This is a genomic window from Desulfotruncus arcticus DSM 17038 (assembly GCF_900113335.1).
In the GTDB taxonomy this organism is placed as follows: Bacteria; Bacillota; Desulfotomaculia; order Desulfotomaculales; family Desulfallaceae; genus Desulfotruncus; species Desulfotruncus arcticus.
On sequence record NZ_FOOX01000001.1, the window covers coordinates 314,006 to 330,924 of the forward strand.

Here is a 16,919-nt window from a genome sequence, read left to right on the forward strand (position 1 = left end):
ACTAATACTTAATATTTATCAGCAAATCTTTTATTGAAATTAGCCAAAGATTGTTTAAAAACTTAACAAACCTATCTCAGCTTTAAACCGGATAGGTCCTTTTAAATAAAAATACAAATATTTTATTTTAGATACCGCTTATCTCTTATTTATCACGTTTAAATTTTTAACATTTAGTTAAGATACTAAACGGTTAGTGTCACTGATAAACAATCCTTTGTTATTGGGAGTTCTGGAGGTGTATGATATTGTTTCCAACCAAAAATGAATTCGAATCGCTAAAAGCTTTTTAAAAACCGGAGGCCAGAATAAACGGGGTACTGGTGCAGCCATGGAGATGATTAAAGAGATCAAGGGCTACCAATTATATTTTAACACTAACCATGGTTGGTTTAAGGATACGAACAACCTCTTGGGGGTCCATGCTAACAGCATAGCCTCGTTTGCCACCGTTAATATATATAATGGGAAGGTCTTGAATTGTGTGTTCCATAAATATGGGTAATCTCTTGCGCGTTCCAAAAGGTGAAGTACCTCCAACCAAGTAACCGGTATGCTTATTGGCAGTTTCCGGAGTGCAAGGAGAAATACTTTTAACGCCAATTGTACGTGCCAGTTGTTTGGTGGAAATTTCCGCATCACCATGCATTAAACAAATTAAGGGATTATTGTTTTCATCCTCCATAACGATAGTTTTAATCATATAGTGTTCATCAACACCTAGTTCTCTTGATGAAACTGCCGTACCACCTTTTTCCTCATAATTATATAGATGATCCTGGTACACTGCATTCGCTTCTCTTAATGCGCGAATGGCTGTGGTAACAGGAAACTTAGACTTTGCCATAATTATTATCCTTTCATCTAATCATAGAAGCTGTTTCTATTATCTTTTTCGCATTAATATCTTAGCCAGAGTATAACCTATAAAACCGGCCATCAAATATAAAACCCATTCCATTTCATAAATGTCCTCCAATCAAAACCCCTATTGCATTTTTATTTTACTAATTATAAATTAGCCAAAACAAACCCTGCAAGAAAAATATTAAAACTTTATTGTTTATATTGTATTATGGAATCTACTGGACAACATAGTAATTAAATGATACTATTTAAAAAAATATGTTTTTTCGGGTGCCCCAAGTCTATGGGGATAATAGGGAACCAGGTGAAAATCCTGGACGGTCCGGCCACTGTAAATGGTAGCTGCCCTTTGTATTGCCACTGGTTTATCCGGGAAGGATTAAGGGTATGTGATAATCCATAAGTCAGGAGACCTGCCCGAAAAAAGTGCTTTTACCTCCCACGGAGAGGATATAGTAGCTTTTATCGGATTATGGTAAAAGGGACATGTAACCTTAGCTTATCAGGGAGCTAAGGTTTTTGTATTTTATAACTATAAACAGGTGTTGTCGCTCGAGAAGCTACAGCTTAAATCAGGTTTATAATAGCTGCAAAGGTTTGGTAACCAAAAGATACTTGGAGCCTTAATCCTTAACCAGCAGGCCGGGCCTGTTCAATCATACCGCTGAATTACAGGGGGTGTTTGAACTATGGCTTTTTTCGGCCGAATGCCAAATTTATAAGCCCCCGCTAACACGGGGGTTTTTTGCGCAATGGGGTGAAAAGAATTGATATTAGTTTTAGCAGGCACAGGAGACGGGAGAAAAATTACTAAAACGCTAACAAGTTTGGGACGCAGGGTTTGTGTTTTGGCAGTTACCGGTTTCGGCCGGAACCTGACGGAAGATGACGGAGCTTCTATGGTCAAAGGCACCATCGAGTCAATTCAAGCCGGTTGGTTGATTGAAAACGGCATTGAAGCAGTTATTGATGCCAGGCATCCTTTTTCATTAAAGCCAAATGATACTTTTAGCCGTATGTGCTCGGAATTGGGCATTATGTACCTGCGCGTAGGCAGAGAAGAAACCGCTCTTGATGCAAACGATTTAATTGTACCTGTTATTTCCATGCAAGAAGCGGCAAAAAAGGCTGTCGCCATTGGCAGAACCATTTTTTTAACCACCGGCAGCCATGACCTTGAACCTTTTTTAGAACAACGGGAAAAACGCGGTTTTAGACTGGTGGTCCGGGTTTTGCCGGAGCACAGCATTATTAAAAAGTGTCAGGACCTTGGTATTGGCCCCAAGGATATAGTCGCTTTACATGGTCCATTTTCTAAACAAATAAACAAAGCCTTGTTCAAAATGTATAAAGCCTCTGTGATTGTAACTAAGGACAGCGGCAAAGCGGGTGGCACTGATACAAAAATTAATGCGGCTCTTTCCCTTAAAATTCCCATTGTTATTGTCAAGCGTAATATTCAGGACTGCCAGCCGTGCTACGGTTGGGAACAGGTAATTGATATGATTAAGGAAAAGCCGATTAAATTTTGAGTTATGGCGAATTGTTTAATGTTTGACAAGTCAATTGAGTTTTAATTAGGAAAGTATCATTTAAGAAATTTGACGGGAGGAAAGATGTTGATGAAAACGAGGAAAATGGTTGCTTTAACCTTTGTCTATATCCTGAGCGTGATGTTATTAATTCCTCAAAACGCTTATGCAATGCATATTATGGAAGGTTTTCTGCCAATGAACTGGGCAGGTATATGGTTCGCCCTGATCATTCCTTTTATCTTCCTGGGACTGCGTTCCATCCAAAAAACAATTAATATCAACCCCAGCTTAAAAATGCTGTTGGGTTTGGCCGGAGCTTTTGCTTTTGTGCTGTCATCCCTCAAAATTCCGTCAGTGACCGGTAGTTGTTCACATCCTACAGGAGTAGGACTGGGCGCTATTATGTTCGGGCCGATGACAATGAGTGTTCTGGGTTGTATTATCTTGATTTTTCAGGCCGTATTGCTCGCCCATGGCGGCATAACTACTTTGGGTGCCAATACTTTTTCAATGGGAGTGGTTGGCCCGATTGTCTCATACGCAGTCTTCAGAATTGCCAGGAAATCCGGGGCACCTTTGGGGTGGTCGGTTTTTCTTGCCGCAGCCCTGGGAGACCTGCTCACATATCTCACCACATCGTTGCAGTTGGCTTTGGCTTTTCCAGACCCGTCCGGAGGTATTCTTGCCTCATTAATTAAGTTTATGGGTGTCTTTGCGGTTACCCAGGTGCCGCTGGCTATTAGTGAAGGAATTTTAACTGTAGTGGTATTTAACGTTTTAATGAATTACAATAAGCAAGAACTTCGGGATTTATCAATTCTGGCAAAGGAGGTTTAGTAATGAAAAAAAACCTGGTTCTCATAGGAATTGTTGTGCTATTGGCTGTAATACCTTTATTTATTCAAAATGGTGCTGAATTTGGGGGCTCAGACGATCAGGCCGAATCAGTAATTGCAGAGATGAACCCGAATTATGAGCCATGGTTTTCCTCATTTTGGGAGCCTCCCAGCGGAGAAATAGAAAGTCTGCTTTTTTGTTTACAAGCTGCCCTGGGAGCCGGTTTTATAGGTTATTTCGTTGGCTATTACAAGGGGAAAAAAAACCGGGGAGAGAGAAAGTTTAATGCTTAACATCGACGGTTTTGCCTATACCAATAGTTTGCGGCAAGTTCATCCTTTGGAAAAAGCCGCGTTTGCCTTTATAACCATGTTTATGTGTATAGGTTTTTCTTTACCTGTGATTTCTGGCCTCGTAATTGTTTTAATGGCTTTTGCGATAGTGGGGCCGGCTCGCATTCCTATAAAAGTATATTTCAGATTAATGTCTTTACCTTTTTCTTTTTTGTTGATAGGTGTAGTAACCATAGCAGTTTCTATTACGACTAAAGGCTCCGGGGCGGGGTGGCTGGCAGGGATAACCATATCTGGAATAACTGTTGGAATTACGTATAGTGGTATAATATATGCTATAGGGTTATTTTTAAAATCGTTGGGCGCGGTTTCTTGTTTGTATTTCCTGTCCCTGACTACCCCGGCTGTGGAAATGACAGCTGTTATGAGGAAATTAAAATTTCCTTCCCTTTTCATAGAATTGACTGATTTAATATACCGGTTTATATTTGTTATGCTGGCAACAGCAGAAGAAATTCATACCAGCCAGTCTTCCCGCTGGGGGTATGCTTCCATGAAAAATTCTATGAAATCTCTCGGACAATTGACTGCTGCCTTATTTGTGAAAGCACTGCATCGTTCCCAGACGCTATACACTGCATTATCGTCGAGAGGCTATACCGGACAGTTAAATGTTTTAACGCCTGAATACACTGTTTCTGTAAACAATATAATTATCATTGCGGTTATAGAATCTGCTTTAACTATTACAGCAATCTTACTGGAGATGGGATATATTGGCTGACTATATTCTTGAGGCTAACAATCTTAGCTATACTTATCCGGATGGGACGCAAGCTTTAAAAGAATTGTGTTTAAAGATTCCCAGGGGCCAAAAAACAGCCATACTGGGCTCCAATGGAGCGGGAAAGTCCACTCTTTTTCTTCACTTAAACGGCATATTAAAACCAAAGAGTGGTACAGTTAAATTTAATGGCAAAGATGTTGCTTATGGCAGGAAATCTCTGCTGGAGCTGCGTAAAAACGTTGGGATTGTGTTTCAGGACCCGGACAGCCAGCTGTTTTCAGCCAGTGTTTACCAGGAAATTTCTTTTGGACCGCTAAATCTTGGATTAGCCGAAAAAACAGTCAGAGGCCGGGTCGAACAGGCAATGACCGCCACCGGGATTAATGAACTGAAGGACAAGCCTACTCACATGTTGAGTTACGGTCAGAAAAAAAGAGTGACTATTGCGGATATATTGGCCATGGAACCTCAGGTTCTTATCTGTGACGAACCTACTGCCTGGCTTGACCCGAAACATGCTAAACAAACGCTGCAATTATTTGATGAAATCAGTCAAAATGGCACTACCGTTATTCTTTCAACTCACGACGTAGACCTGGCCTATTCCTGGGCTGATTATGTTTTCATCGTGAGTGATGGCAGGGTAATCGGGGAGGGGACTCCCGATAAGGTTTTCAGTGATGATAATCTTATCCGTATAGCTGACCTCGAAAAGCCGTGGCTGGTGGATGTATATGATTTGTTAGTTAAAAAAGGATTTCTTGCAGTAAATACGGATTTACCCCGTAATAAAGAAGATCTTTATAATTTGATGTTAAAAAAGTGATGTTGAGGGCAAAATCCAGGTCCCGATGAGTAGGGAAGTGCTTTTGGAATTATTCTAATTTGTGGTAATATTATTTTATCTCGTTAACCGCCGCTAAGACTCCCACCTCTTCAGGCGGAAGTTAAGCGGCGATAAACTCGAAATAAGTGCGACTAAGGTTCAGGTGGGGTCAAAACCCCACCTGAATCAAGTCTTCTTTATTAGATTCAACAGGAGCTTATTATGGAGAATACTAAAATTGCCCTGGTACAAATGCAATCCATTTTTGGCAATACAGAATACAATCTAAATAAAATAACCGAATTTATTAACAGAGCGGCAGAAGAAAAAGCTGATATCATATGTTTTCCCGAGTTGTGCGTACAGGGCTACAGCCGTGACCGGTCGGGTGTATATTCGGAACCCGTACCCGGTCCTTCAACTAATCGCCTGTCAGAAGCGGTTAAAAACAGCAACATGACAGCTATAGTGGGGATGGCGGAAAAATCAGGGGCAGATAAACCTTATATAACTCAGCTTTTGATAGAACCAGACGGCCGACTGTTAAAATATCGCAAAACCCACCTGGGCAACAGTGAAAAACCTTATTTTTCTTCCGGTGAAAAATTACCTGTATTTGATTTAAATAAAGCTAAGGTAGGCATTGAAATTTGTTGGGACCTTCATTTTCCCGAAATAACAACAATCATGTCTATGGCCGGGGCAGAAATTATTTTTGCCCCGCATGCTTCACCGTCTATAGTTGGTGACCGGCGTGGGATCTGGCTCAAATATATGACCGCACGGGCTTACGATAACGCAGTATACTTGGCGGCCTGTAATTTGGTGGGAGAAGACGGAACAGGACATTGTTATTGCGGGGGAGCTATGGTCATTGATCCTAAGGGGAATGTAGTTGCTGAATCTTTTAATAAGGGAGAAGGCATGCTGTTGACGGAGCTTGACGCGAAGCTTATCAATACGATCAGAAACAGAGAGTCTGTTTCCATGAGTAATAGTTTTTATCTCCACAGCAGGCGACCGGAGCTATATCATAACCTAATCAAAGAAAATTCTCGCGCCGGGAAACAATAGCAATGCTAAAATGTTGGTTTAGTGGAGCAAGAAAATTATGAGGAGCGTTGATAAATGGATATTAAAATAACTCAAATGTCAATGATCGACAAAGATGAATATGAGGTAAAAATGCATTTTGAATTTAAGGGCAATAGTTACTTTGGTATTTTAAACCTGAAAAGCGGTGCGTTTATTTCAAATCTTGTCAATGTATCTGATGAAGATAATCACGAAGTCTTGCATTATTTAGGACATCAAGCTGAAGAGTTTTTAGAGGAAAACGGTATCGCCATCCCGCAAGATTTTAAGTGTGGCTGCAGTCATTAATTAACACCCGCCGGTTCCTTATCCAGAAAAAGGTATGCCTAAAAGATATTGAATTTTGATCATTTTTTTCTGTTTAGGCATATAAATAAGACATCACGATCCAACTGGGCGATTAAAGAACACCATGATTGGGAATAAGCACCTTCATGGTTTTTTTAGTGTATGCCTGTGCTATGGGTCAAATAATTAAATCTCATAGTTCTTCCGGGAAATGTACGCGGGATCAACGGGGCTCCCGCTAAAACTATTCCGGTTGACTAGTACGAAAGGGGGAACCGGTTTGTCCAAAGGCAGCTTAAAAAAATATTTTCCCGGTGGTAATACCAGCCAGGGCTTTTACTCTTTTTATGATTATATTATTGACCAGCAGGAAGCAACCAGAATATTTGTCATCAAAGGCGGCCCGGGAGTCGGCAAATCTACCTTTATGCGTAAAATTGGCGAGGCGATGTTGGAACAGGGTTACGATATTGAATTTCATTGTTGTTCTTCCGATAACGGTTCACTTGATGGTTTGGTAATACCGGCTATTAAAGTGGCGATGTTGGATGGCACAGCACCTCATGTTGTGGATCCCAAGCATCCTGGTGCCGTTGATGAGATTATCCATCTTGGCGACCACTGGAACGTAAGTGCGCTTAGAGCCAATAAAAAAGAAATTCTTGCCTGTAACAAGGAGGTCGGCAGACTTTTTAACCGGGCTTACTCTTACCTGGCGGCAGCTAAAATATTTCTCAACGAAGTTAAATTTTATTATTCTGGAACTGGTGCTTTTAACGTAGGTGACTTCGACCGCAAGGTATTGGAATTGACACACGAAATTTTTGAGGGCCAGGAGCGTCAGAAGGATAACCCCAAAGAGCGCCATTTATTTGCTACAGCCATAACGCCCGATGGTCCGGCGAGCCACCTTGGAACCATCGTGGGTGGCATTGCGAAAAGGTATATTATTGAAGGTGACGACGGTACAGGTAAAAACACATTGGTGCGCAGACTCGCGGAGGCCGCCATGATGAGGGGCTTTGATATCGAAGCCTACCATTGCGCCTTAGAGCCGGAATTAATTGATCATCTGGTTATACCCGGACTAAGCATTGCTATTGTCAATTCCGTTGAGCCACATGATTTTAGACCCGGCAACGGTGATGTTGTAGTGGATACGATGGAATGTGTGAATCCCATTATCAACGAAAAATATCTAACCGAAAAAACTACCGCCCGCAAAATGTACCGGCAGTGTATGGAACAAGCGGTATCTTTTATCAAACAGGCCAAAGCGGAACATGATGATATGGAAAAATATTATGCACCTTACATGGATTTTGAGGCAATTAACGCCAGAAGGGAACAAACGTTGGCCAGAATATTGGATTTAGCTGAGGAATTCAAATAAAATTGTGAGTTAACAGAACAAGTATACAATATTTCTATTAATAAAGCATTGATTTTTTTAAATATTAACATATAATAATTAGCAAGATATTTTTTGGGGCAATGGCGTCCTACCGGGATCTGAAAATACAGATCCCGGTAGGACGTTTTTATTTTGTCTGTTAACAAGTATTTACTAATTGTATGTTTAGTTGAATATTTAGCTCGAGGAAGAGCGCGAAAAGGGCAACGAAGCCCACACGGCATGTTTAACTGAGGTTTTTTAAGCATGTCCATGTGGGCTTTTTATTTTCTAAATCAAAAACTATTATTTGAGAGGAAGGAGCAGCCATGGGAAAAATACTGGCCAAACCTGAAGTATGCATGGGGTGTCACTTGTGTGAAATATGGTGTGCGGTGGCACATTCAAAATCCGGGCATATTATCAAAGCTTTTAATTATGAAGAAGTAAAACCGGAGCCCAGAATCAGGGTTGAAGAAAAATTGCCTTTGACCTTTGCCCTGCAATGCAGGCATTGCAATGAACCAGACTGTGTAGCCGCATGTATCAGCGGCGCATTAACTAAGAATCCTGAGAGCGGGGCAGTTGAACATGACTCGGAAAAATGTGTAGGTTGTTACAGCTGCGTGCTTACCTGCCCCTATGGAAATATTTTTATTGATCATGCACACAAAAAAGTTATTAAATGTGACTTATGTGCGGGATTGGAATTCATGTACTGCGTCAGCAAATGTCCCAATCAGGCGCTGGTATACGTAGAAGATTAGGGGTGAGAAAATGGGAAATTATGATTATTTAATAATTGGCAATTCAGCCGGGGCAGTGGGGTGCATTGAAGGGCTGAGAAGCATCGATAAAACCGGCAGCATAGGGCTGGTATCCGAGGAAAACCATCACGTATATTCCAGAGCGCTAATCCCCTATTACCTGGCTGGTAAAATCACCAAAGATAAAATGTTTTACCGGCCCGCAGGATTTTATGAGCAAGCCGGGGTTAACCTGATTACGGGTCAAAAGGCTGAAGCAATCGATACGGAAAAACAGGAAGTTGTGCTTACCGGTGGAGATCGCCTGAGTTACGGCAAACTTTTACTGGCCACAGGTGGTAAACCAATTTACCCCCCCATAGCCGGACTTGATAAACAGAACGTATATAGTTTTCACAGCTTTAACGATTTGCTGGGTATCGAAAAGAAATTGGCAACGGCCAGGCATGCAGTGGTACTGGGCGGGGGCGTTATCGGGCTGATGGCAGCCGAGGTATTAAAAAAGAGAAATTTAAAAGTTAGCGTGGTGGAGTTGGGAAGCAGGGTGTTGGCTCCTGTTATTGACGAAACCGGTTCCATGTTGGTACAGAATACCTTTAAAAACGCCGGCGTGGGTATTTACCTAAATAATACTATCCAGGAAGTGCAAGGCAATGAATTCGTTGAAGGTATAATCCTGAAAGACGGTACAAGCATACCCTGCGACTTGCTTATTGTCGGTGTCGGTGTAATTCCCAGAGTCGAATTGGCAGAAAACGCTGGAATTGAAGTTAACAGAGGCATTGTGGTGAATAAAAAAATGCGGACCTCCGCTCCCAATGTATACGCCTGCGGGGACTGCGCCGCCAATTATAATTTCGTTACCGGCCAAACTCAACCACTGCCGCTGTGGCCCAATGCTTACGCCGGCGGCAGGACTTCAGCTTTTAATATGGCCGGCGTAAAAAGAGAATACACAGACAGTACGAGTATGAACGCAATGCACTTTTTTGACCTCAATATGATTAATGCGGGTTTAAATGTAACAGGTGAAACTGCGGGCGATTTTAGAGTTCTACAAAGATTAGACGCCGACGAGAGTATATACTTGAAATTTATTTTAAATAATGAGGGCATTATTCAAGGCTATATTTTAATTGGTCAAATAAACAGGGTGGGTATATTCTTAAATCTAATGCGCAAAAAAATCGACGTGCGGAATTTTGAGCAAGATCTGCTGTCCGGTGATTTCGGATACGCCAATTTACCTGATGAGCTCAGATGGCAGTTACTAAGAGAAGATGTAATTTTAGGGGTGGTATAATGCTGGTTCAAAAACATTTCGAAAGTGATAGGTTTATACCCGATAAAAAACATGATGCCTGCGGGCTTTTCGGTGTAATGAACACCAAGGGCGAAAAATTTGGCGGCAGTATGGCCATCAACGCCATTAAAAACATGAAAGTGCGCGGCAGCGGGCTGGGCGGAGGTTTTGCCATCTACGGCCTTTATCCGGAATATAAAGAATATTACGCTCTGCACATTATGTATCAAAACAAAAATTTAGACGCCAAGCGCAGGGTCGAGGCTTTTTTAAAAGAGCATTTTTACGTTGTTTATGACGAAGAAATACCCACCAATCCTGATGTGGCTTTATTCTTCCCGCCGATTGTATGGAGGTATTATGTTGCTCCGCAAAAGAAAAGTGAAGATCAGGCCATTCCGGATGATGAGTACGTAGTAACCAGGGTCATGTATTTAAATACCAACGTTGATGATGCTTATGTTTTTTCTTCCGGCAAAGATGTGGGAGTTTTTAAAGGTGTTGGTTTTCCTGAAGAGATAGCTGATTATTTCATGCTGGACAAATTATACCAGGGACATATTTGGACCGTGCACAGCAGGTTCCCAACCAATACCCCGGGTTGGTGGGGTGGTGCGCACCCGTTTAACATATTGGACTGGACAGTGGTGCATAACGGTGAAATATCTTCTTACGGAACTAATAGAAGATATTTGGAGATGCATAATTACTACTGCACGCTGCACACCGACACCGAAGTACTCGCTTACGCTGTCGACCTGCTTATGCGCAGGCAGAGCTTGCCTATAGAAATCGTCAGCAAAATATTTGCGCCGCCCATGTGGGATGTCATCGAAAAAATGAACGAAAACGATAAAGAACTATTTACAGCTTTACGTATGACCTATGCACCACTGCTGATGAACGGACCTTTTACTGTAATTATCGCCCACCATAATGAGATGATCGGGCTGACCGACAGGATCAGGCTAAGGCCGATAACAGCGGGTGCCAAGGGTGATTTTGTATTTCTTTCCTCTGAAGAGGCGTCTATCAGGGCTGTTTGTCCGGACCTGGAGATGGCCTGGACGCCACCCGGCGGCGAACCGGTAGTGGTCAGGATGAATTCGCAGGACCACTTGCTAAGTGTAAAAAATTCGATTTGAGGGTGATAAAAAATCATGTATTCATACCTTTTACCTGAATTTGCCATCGAGAGATCGGAAGATAAATGCATCCGCTGCCGGGTATGCGAAAGACAGTGTGCCAACAAAGTTCATCAATTCGACGGGGATTTGAACAGGTTTTTTACGACAGACGAGTTATGCGTTGGCTGTCAGCGGTGCGTGGCCCTTTGTCCCACTAACGCACTTTATGTACACCCACGCGTATCGGATTATCGGCCTAACAGCAGCTGGTCCAGAGATAAAATGCAGAATCTCAAAAAACAGGCCGAAACCGGCGGGGTAGTACTTACCGGCAGCGGTAATGATAAACCCTATCGGATTTACTGGGACCATCTGGTACTTAACGCATCTCAAGTTACCAACCCTTCCATCGATCCTCTAAGAGAGCCGATGGAACTTAAGACCTTTATTGGCCGCAAGCCAGACACGCTTGAAATCAATTATGAAAAGGGCAAAGCTTGTCTTAAATCTCAGCTGAACCCCAACATACCCATTAAAACACCACTGGTATTTTCTGCTATGTCTTACGGGGCTATCAGTTACCAGGCCTATAAATCACTCGCCATGGCTGCCAAGGAATTCGGGACACTGTTTAATACAGGTGAAGGTGGCTTACCGGAGCATATGCGCTTGGAATTCGGGGGAAATGCCATAGTCCAGTGTGCCAGCGGCAGGTTCGGGGTCGACTCGGATTATCTTAACAGCGCGCAGATTATTGAAATTAAGATCGGACAGGGAGCGAAACCCGGCATAGGCGGGCACCTGCCCGGAGAAAAAGTATCAGTTAATATTGCCGAGACCAGGATGATTCCGCTGGGCACCGACGCATTATCACCTGCGCCGCAGCATGATATTTATTCAATTGAAGACCTTTCCATGCTTATTTACGCGCTTAAAGAAGCTACCAATTACGAAAAACCTGTCTCCGTAAAAATCGCCGCTGTGCATAATGTGGCTGCCATTGCTTCCGGTATCGTCAGGGCAGGCGCTGATATTGTGGCGATTGACGGCATCAGAGGTGGAACAGGAGCCGCTCCGCTGGCCACAAGGGATAATGTGGGCATACCAATGGAACTGGCGCTGGCTGCAGTTGACAAAAGGCTGAGGGAAGAGGGTATCAGGCATAAATGTTCAGTGCTGGCCGCCGGAGGAATCAGATGTTCAGCTGACGCCATTAAAGCCATCGCCCTGGGTGCCGACGCTGTATATATAGGAACAGCGGCACTGGTGGCTATGGGCTGTACTCTTTGCCATAAATGCTATACGGGCAAATGTAATTGGGGTATTTGTACCCAGGATCCTTTTTTAACCAAAAGACTTAACCCGGAAATCACCACTCAAAAACTGGTTAATTTATTAAAGGGCTGGAGTCATGAGATACAGGAAATGCTGGGCGGAATGGGCATCAATGCTATTGAAAGCCTGCGCGGCAACAGGGAACACCTGCGCGGTGTGGGTCTGGAAGAATGGGAACTCAATGTTCTGGGAGTAAAGGGAGCAGGGGAGTGAGCCGAATGAATGGTATGAATGTTAAATTTGGTTATAGGGATAATTTCTTGGGCGATATTCGTCCGGTTGACGAACTAATTGCGCAAAATACTGTGATAGATGGCAGCAAAGCTGTAATTAACGCCAATACTTTAAAACATAAAGAAGTTAACGATGTTTTAAGGGAAGTTGTCTTGCGAGGCGCTTCAGAAATTACCTTAAACAATGTTTACGGGCAAAGATATATAGGTACCAGATTGGTGCTTCCCCGGGGACACAAGCCCGTTAAAATAACCATTAATAAATTTCCCGGTAATGACCTGGGGATGTTTTTAAAAGGTCATCAAATTATTGTCAACGGCAACGCCCAGGACGGCGTGGGAAATACCATGGACGACGGAGAAATAATCGTTTACGGCCGGGCCGGCGATGTGGTTGCCATGTCCATGCGGGATGGCAAGGTCTTCGTCAGGGATAACGTTGGCTACAGGGCAGCCATTCATATGAAGCAGTATAAAAATAAATTGCCCGTATTAGTTGTCGGCGGAACCGCACAGGATTTTTTAGGTGAATATATGGCCGGTGGAATAGTAATGCTGTTGGGTTTAAATTTAAAAGCAGGCGAGCCGCACCGGGCCAACTATATAGGAACCGGCATGCACGGGGGCGTAATCTACCTGCGCGGCACAGTTGAACAACATCAACTTGGCAAAGAAGTTGGTGTTCGTGAATTAGACGACGCAGATCGTAAAATTGTTTCCACCTATGTTAAACAATATTGTGAATACTTCGGAGGTAACGCTGAAGAAATTTTAAAAGGTAGTTTTATTAAATTACTGCCGGTTTCCCTTCGCCCTTATGGAAAAATATACGCTTATTAGTTTTAGGCATTCAGGAGTCAGAATTCAGAATGATCCGATCCGGCTCTCTCGTTCTGACTCCTAACTCCTAAGTAGTTTACAGGTGCTGAGATTATTAGATCAATAAAACGCAGGTGTTGCATTAGCGGCATGGGTATCTAAACAATGCTTACTTTATATTCCCTCAGCCACGTATCTACCTGGATTAAATAGGCAAATAATTGCGCATCTGTCATTAACTGACCGTAAAAAGGTTGATTAAAGCTTTTCCCTTCACAGGTAGCTAATTGACGTAATGGCTCCATATTTATCAGTCTCCGCAGTGGAGAACCGTGATCCTCCAGTATTTCCAACACAGCATTGCGAACAGCTCTTAAATAGTTGGGGTTATGGGTTTTAGGGTAAGGACTTTTCTTTCTTTTTAGCACTTTCTCCGGTAAAACTCCTTTCATTGCTCTGCGCAGGATACCCTTTTCCATCTGATCGCAGGATTTCATCGACCAGGGAATATTCCAAACATATTCAACAAGACGATGGTCGCAAAACGGAACTCTTACTTCAAGTCCCACGGCCATGCTCATTCTGTCCTTACGGTCCAATAGTGTTTGCATGAACCAATGCATGGTCAGGTAGCCAATCTCACGGATGCGCTCATTTTGCATATCCTCTCCGGGCAGGCGGGGTACTTCAGCCAGAGTTTCCAGGTAACGCCGGTTGATGTATGCTTCAGGCCTGACCAGTTCAATTATTTCAGGTGAGATTAAACTTTCTCGCAAGTCAAGATTTGACATCCAGGGAAATGTATTAAGGGATACAAGGTCCGGCCTGTTAAACCATGGATAACCGCCAAAAATCTCGTCAGCGCATTCTCCGGATAAAGCAACAGTAGCCTCTTGTTTAATCGCCCGTGAAAATAAATACAGTGAAGCATCTACATCTGCCATGCCCGGCAAGTCTCTGGCCCTGACGGCCGCTGAAAGTGCATCCACCAGTTCCGGAGTATCAATAATAACATTATGGTGCAATGTACCTAAATAATCAGAAACCAGTTGCACCCAATTCATATCTGAATCAGGCTGATACATAGTAGGTTTAAAGTTTCTGTCATTGTCAAAGTAATCAATTGACCAAGAATGTAATGTATCTTTTCCTTGATCATTAAAACCCTCAACTGCATAGGCTGTAATCGCACTGGAATCAATACCACCGGACAGTAAGGTGCAAACGGGAACGTCGGCAACCAATTGCCGGATAACCGTGTCTTTAAACAGTTCCCGTACTTTTTCAATCGTTATATCAAGGTCATCCTCATGAGGCTTGCTGGCCAGTTTCCAGTAAGGCCAAATTCTAAGGCCATCATGGTCGTAAACCAGACAATGAGCTGGTTTTAATTCAGCGATCCCTTTAAATACACCATGCCCCGGAGTGCGTCCGGGGGACATGAACAATGCTTCCGCCAAGCCTTCAGCATCAAGTTCAGGCTTAATATCAGGATTAGCAAGTAATGCTTTTAATTCGGAGGCGAAAATTAATGAGTTATGATGATGTGTATAAAAAAGCGGCTTAACTCCAATTCGGTCACGGGCCAGGAAAAGCCTTTGTTCTTTTTCGTTCCAGATACCAAAAGCATAGATGCCATTAAGTTTTTCTACACATTTTTCACCCCACTCGATATAGGAGACAAGTAAGACTTCAGTATCGGAGTGCCCTGTAAATGAATAACCTTTTAACTCTAATTCCCGTCTTAAATCAGGTGTATTATACAACTCTCCATTATAAGTAATTACATACTGGTTTTCCCCACGGTTACGTACCATTGGCTGAGCTCCACCTTCAGGATCAACCACTATAAGCCTGCGGTGAGCAAAGGCAGCGTGTCCGGATATCCACATACCGGAGGCATCAGGTCCCCTGTTAGCCAACGTATCGCTCATAGTTGCCAGAACGGTACGTTTAGAAGCCAAGTCCTGATCCCAGTCCACCCATCCTGTTATACCGCACATATCTTTCCCTCCTGATGACGTTTGATAGCTTGTTTTAACAAAACAAAAGCCGCCTGCCCTTCTGGGCCGGCGACATTGCCATTTTAGGGGGCGCCTTATTGCGCCCTCACACCTCTTTTTAACAATATGCATCAGTAAGGGAAAACTCCATATAAAAATTATGGTAAATCAATAGAATATGCCATTTCCGGTTTATCTCTTTGCGATTATACTTATTTAAGCCTATTTAAATAATTAGATTTTTTTAATTTTATGCTGACTAACCATTAAGTAACTGAAAACCAACATCATAAATGCCGTGGAATGTGGGTGCACATTATATTCAGACTGGTAGATTAAACTAACCGCCAGCAAACACCCTGCAATGGTGATAGGAAGTCCGGTATACACGTTACTCATATGAGATACATTATATCTGGATAGCCTATACCAACCACAGGTAATAAATATTATTGAAATAATATAACCTGAAATCTTAAAAGATGAAAGTGGAAATAATAACGCAATAATGGAAGGGGCCAGACCAAACGTTATAAGATCCGCCAGAGAGTCCATTTCCTTGCCAAGTTTACTTACGACATTTAATTTTCTGGCAACAATTCCGTCATAACGGTCAAATACAGCACCGATTATTACCATAATTGAAGCGAGAAAAAAATACTCTTTGGCAGCCAGGATTATCGCTGACACACCCATGATCATATTGCAGCAAGACATAGCATTGGGTAAATTATTCTTTATCTCAGTTATGCTAACTTTTATCTTCAATCACCCCCAGTACAGTTTTTCCAGCTATAACCACATCTCCTTCCTTAACCAAAACTTTTATATTATCAGGGAAGTCTAATTCAGTGCAGGAACCAAATTTTATCATCCCAAATATTTCCCCTTGCAGAACAGAATCACCTTTTTTTCTGTAACAAACTATTCTTCGGGCAATAAAACCTGTTATTTGGTGAACAAGAACTCTAATTTTTTCATTTTCTATGCCAATAGTATTTCTTTCATTTAACTCAGATGCATGACTCTTAAACGCAGGAAAATATTTGCCCGGCCTGTAAGAGGTATAAGTGATTTTCCCACTTAACGGGCTTCTGTTGATATGGACGTTAAACAATGACAAAAAAATACTCACCTTTATGGCATTTCCTTTGATGAATGTTTCTTCTTGAAAAGAAATAATTCTTTGAATTTTGCCATCGGCGGGTGATAAAATATATTTATCATCAGAAATTATCAGCCGGTTGGGATTACGGAAAAAAAACAAAACAAATGCCAGGGACGCCAGAAGAATGTAGAATAATATAGTGCTTAAAAAATAGCTTAAAAAAGTTAATATTGATAAAATAATACAGTACGGTAGTGCTTCTTTAGCTAGACGCATAGATACTCCCAGATATTATTTTTTATC

Annotated in this window: 17 protein-coding genes and 1 riboswitch; of the genes, 13 read left to right on the forward strand and 4 right to left on the reverse strand. The window is 42.3% G+C overall.

Going from position 1 to position 16,919, the window contains the following annotated elements:
• Positions 1-364 precede the first annotated feature (364 nt).
• Positions 365-847 (reverse strand): Cys-tRNA(Pro) deacylase, encoded by a 483-nt coding sequence (gene ybaK, locus BM056_RS01560; protein ID WP_092468037.1) that lies wholly within the window; start codon positions 845-847, stop codon positions 365-367.
• A gap of 271 nt (positions 848-1,118) precedes the next feature.
• Positions 1,119-1,302: riboswitch (cobalamin riboswitch) on the forward strand.
• A gap of 332 nt (positions 1,303-1,634) precedes the next feature.
• On the opposite strand from ybaK, the gene cobK reads away from it, so the two are divergent.
• From cobK to BM056_RS01625, 13 genes are all read left to right on the forward strand, one after another.
• The gene (cobK, locus tag BM056_RS01565) at positions 1,635-2,399 is read left to right on the forward strand and encodes a precorrin-6A reductase (RefSeq protein ID WP_238456262.1); all 765 of its coding nucleotides are present in this window, start codon (positions 1,635-1,637) and stop codon (positions 2,397-2,399) included.
• Between the two features lie 90 nt (positions 2,400-2,489).
• The gene (locus tag BM056_RS01570; protein ID WP_092468039.1) at positions 2,490-3,239 is read left to right on the forward strand and encodes an energy-coupling factor ABC transporter permease; all 750 of its coding nucleotides are present in this window, start codon (positions 2,490-2,492) and stop codon (positions 3,237-3,239) included.
• A gap of 2 nt (positions 3,240-3,241) precedes the next feature.
• Positions 3,242-3,532 (forward strand): energy-coupling factor ABC transporter substrate-binding protein, encoded by a 291-nt coding sequence (locus BM056_RS01575; RefSeq protein WP_092468041.1) that lies wholly within the window; start codon positions 3,242-3,244, stop codon positions 3,530-3,532.
• A gap of 82 nt (positions 3,533-3,614) precedes the next feature.
• Entirely contained in the window at positions 3,615-4,316 is a 702-nt protein-coding gene (gene cbiQ / locus BM056_RS01580; protein ID WP_238456274.1) for a cobalt ECF transporter T component CbiQ, read from the forward strand.
• Positions 4,309-5,145 carry an energy-coupling factor ABC transporter ATP-binding protein gene (locus BM056_RS01585; protein ID WP_092468044.1) on the forward strand — a complete coding sequence of 279 codons (837 nt, stop codon included), beginning with the start codon at positions 4,309-4,311 and terminating at the stop codon, positions 5,143-5,145. The genes cbiQ and BM056_RS01585 overlap by 8 nt, the downstream gene beginning before the upstream one ends.
• A 222-nt stretch (positions 5,146-5,367) precedes the next feature.
• Positions 5,368-6,219: a nitrilase family protein gene (locus BM056_RS01590; protein WP_092468046.1), complete on the forward strand. Its 852-nt coding sequence runs from the start codon at positions 5,368-5,370 to the stop codon at positions 6,217-6,219.
• Positions 6,220-6,273: 54 nt separating this feature from the next.
• Complete coding sequence (locus BM056_RS01595) at positions 6,274-6,528, forward strand: hypothetical protein (RefSeq protein WP_092468048.1); 255 nt, start codon at positions 6,274-6,276, stop codon at positions 6,526-6,528.
• A gap of 280 nt (positions 6,529-6,808) precedes the next feature.
• A complete protein-coding gene (locus tag BM056_RS01600) occupies positions 6,809-7,921 on the forward strand; it encodes a PRK06851 family protein (protein WP_092468052.1) in 1,113 nt (370 codons plus the stop codon).
• A gap of 329 nt (positions 7,922-8,250) precedes the next feature.
• Positions 8,251-8,688 (forward strand): 4Fe-4S dicluster domain-containing protein, encoded by a 438-nt coding sequence (locus BM056_RS01605; protein ID WP_092468054.1) that lies wholly within the window; start codon positions 8,251-8,253, stop codon positions 8,686-8,688.
• Positions 8,689-8,698: 10 nt separating this feature from the next.
• Complete coding sequence (locus BM056_RS01610; RefSeq protein ID WP_092468055.1) at positions 8,699-9,991, forward strand: NAD(P)/FAD-dependent oxidoreductase; 1,293 nt, start codon at positions 8,699-8,701, stop codon at positions 9,989-9,991.
• Positions 9,991-11,136 (forward strand): class II glutamine amidotransferase, encoded by a 1,146-nt coding sequence (locus BM056_RS01615; protein WP_092468057.1) that lies wholly within the window; start codon positions 9,991-9,993, stop codon positions 11,134-11,136. The genes BM056_RS01610 and BM056_RS01615 overlap by 1 nt, the downstream gene beginning before the upstream one ends.
• 15 nt (positions 11,137-11,151) lie before the next feature.
• On the forward strand, positions 11,152-12,666 hold the full coding sequence (locus BM056_RS01620) for a glutamate synthase-related protein (RefSeq protein ID WP_092468059.1): 1,515 nt from the start codon (positions 11,152-11,154) through the stop codon (positions 12,664-12,666).
• Between the two features lie 5 nt (positions 12,667-12,671).
• Positions 12,672-13,526, forward strand: coding sequence for a GltB/FmdC/FwdC-like GXGXG domain-containing protein (locus tag BM056_RS01625; protein ID WP_092468061.1), 855 nt, complete (start codon positions 12,672-12,674; stop codon positions 13,524-13,526).
• A 137-nt stretch (positions 13,527-13,663) separates the two neighbouring features.
• Here BM056_RS01625 and asnB read toward each other — a convergent pair whose 3' ends face one another.
• The 3 genes from asnB to BM056_RS01640 form a co-directional block, all read right to left on the reverse strand.
• The gene (gene asnB / locus BM056_RS01630) at positions 13,664-15,508 is read right to left on the reverse strand and encodes an asparagine synthase (glutamine-hydrolyzing) (protein WP_092468063.1); all 1,845 of its coding nucleotides are present in this window, start codon (positions 15,506-15,508) and stop codon (positions 13,664-13,666) included.
• Positions 15,509-15,742: 234 nt separating this feature from the next.
• Positions 15,743-16,276 (reverse strand): CDP-diacylglycerol--serine O-phosphatidyltransferase, encoded by a 534-nt coding sequence (pssA, locus tag BM056_RS01635; protein ID WP_238456263.1) that lies wholly within the window; start codon positions 16,274-16,276, stop codon positions 15,743-15,745.
• Positions 16,260-16,892, reverse strand: a complete 633-nt coding sequence (locus BM056_RS01640; RefSeq protein ID WP_092468065.1) for a phosphatidylserine decarboxylase family protein — start codon at positions 16,890-16,892, stop codon at positions 16,260-16,262. The genes pssA and BM056_RS01640 overlap by 17 nt, the downstream gene beginning before the upstream one ends.
• Positions 16,893-16,919 lie beyond the last annotated feature (27 nt).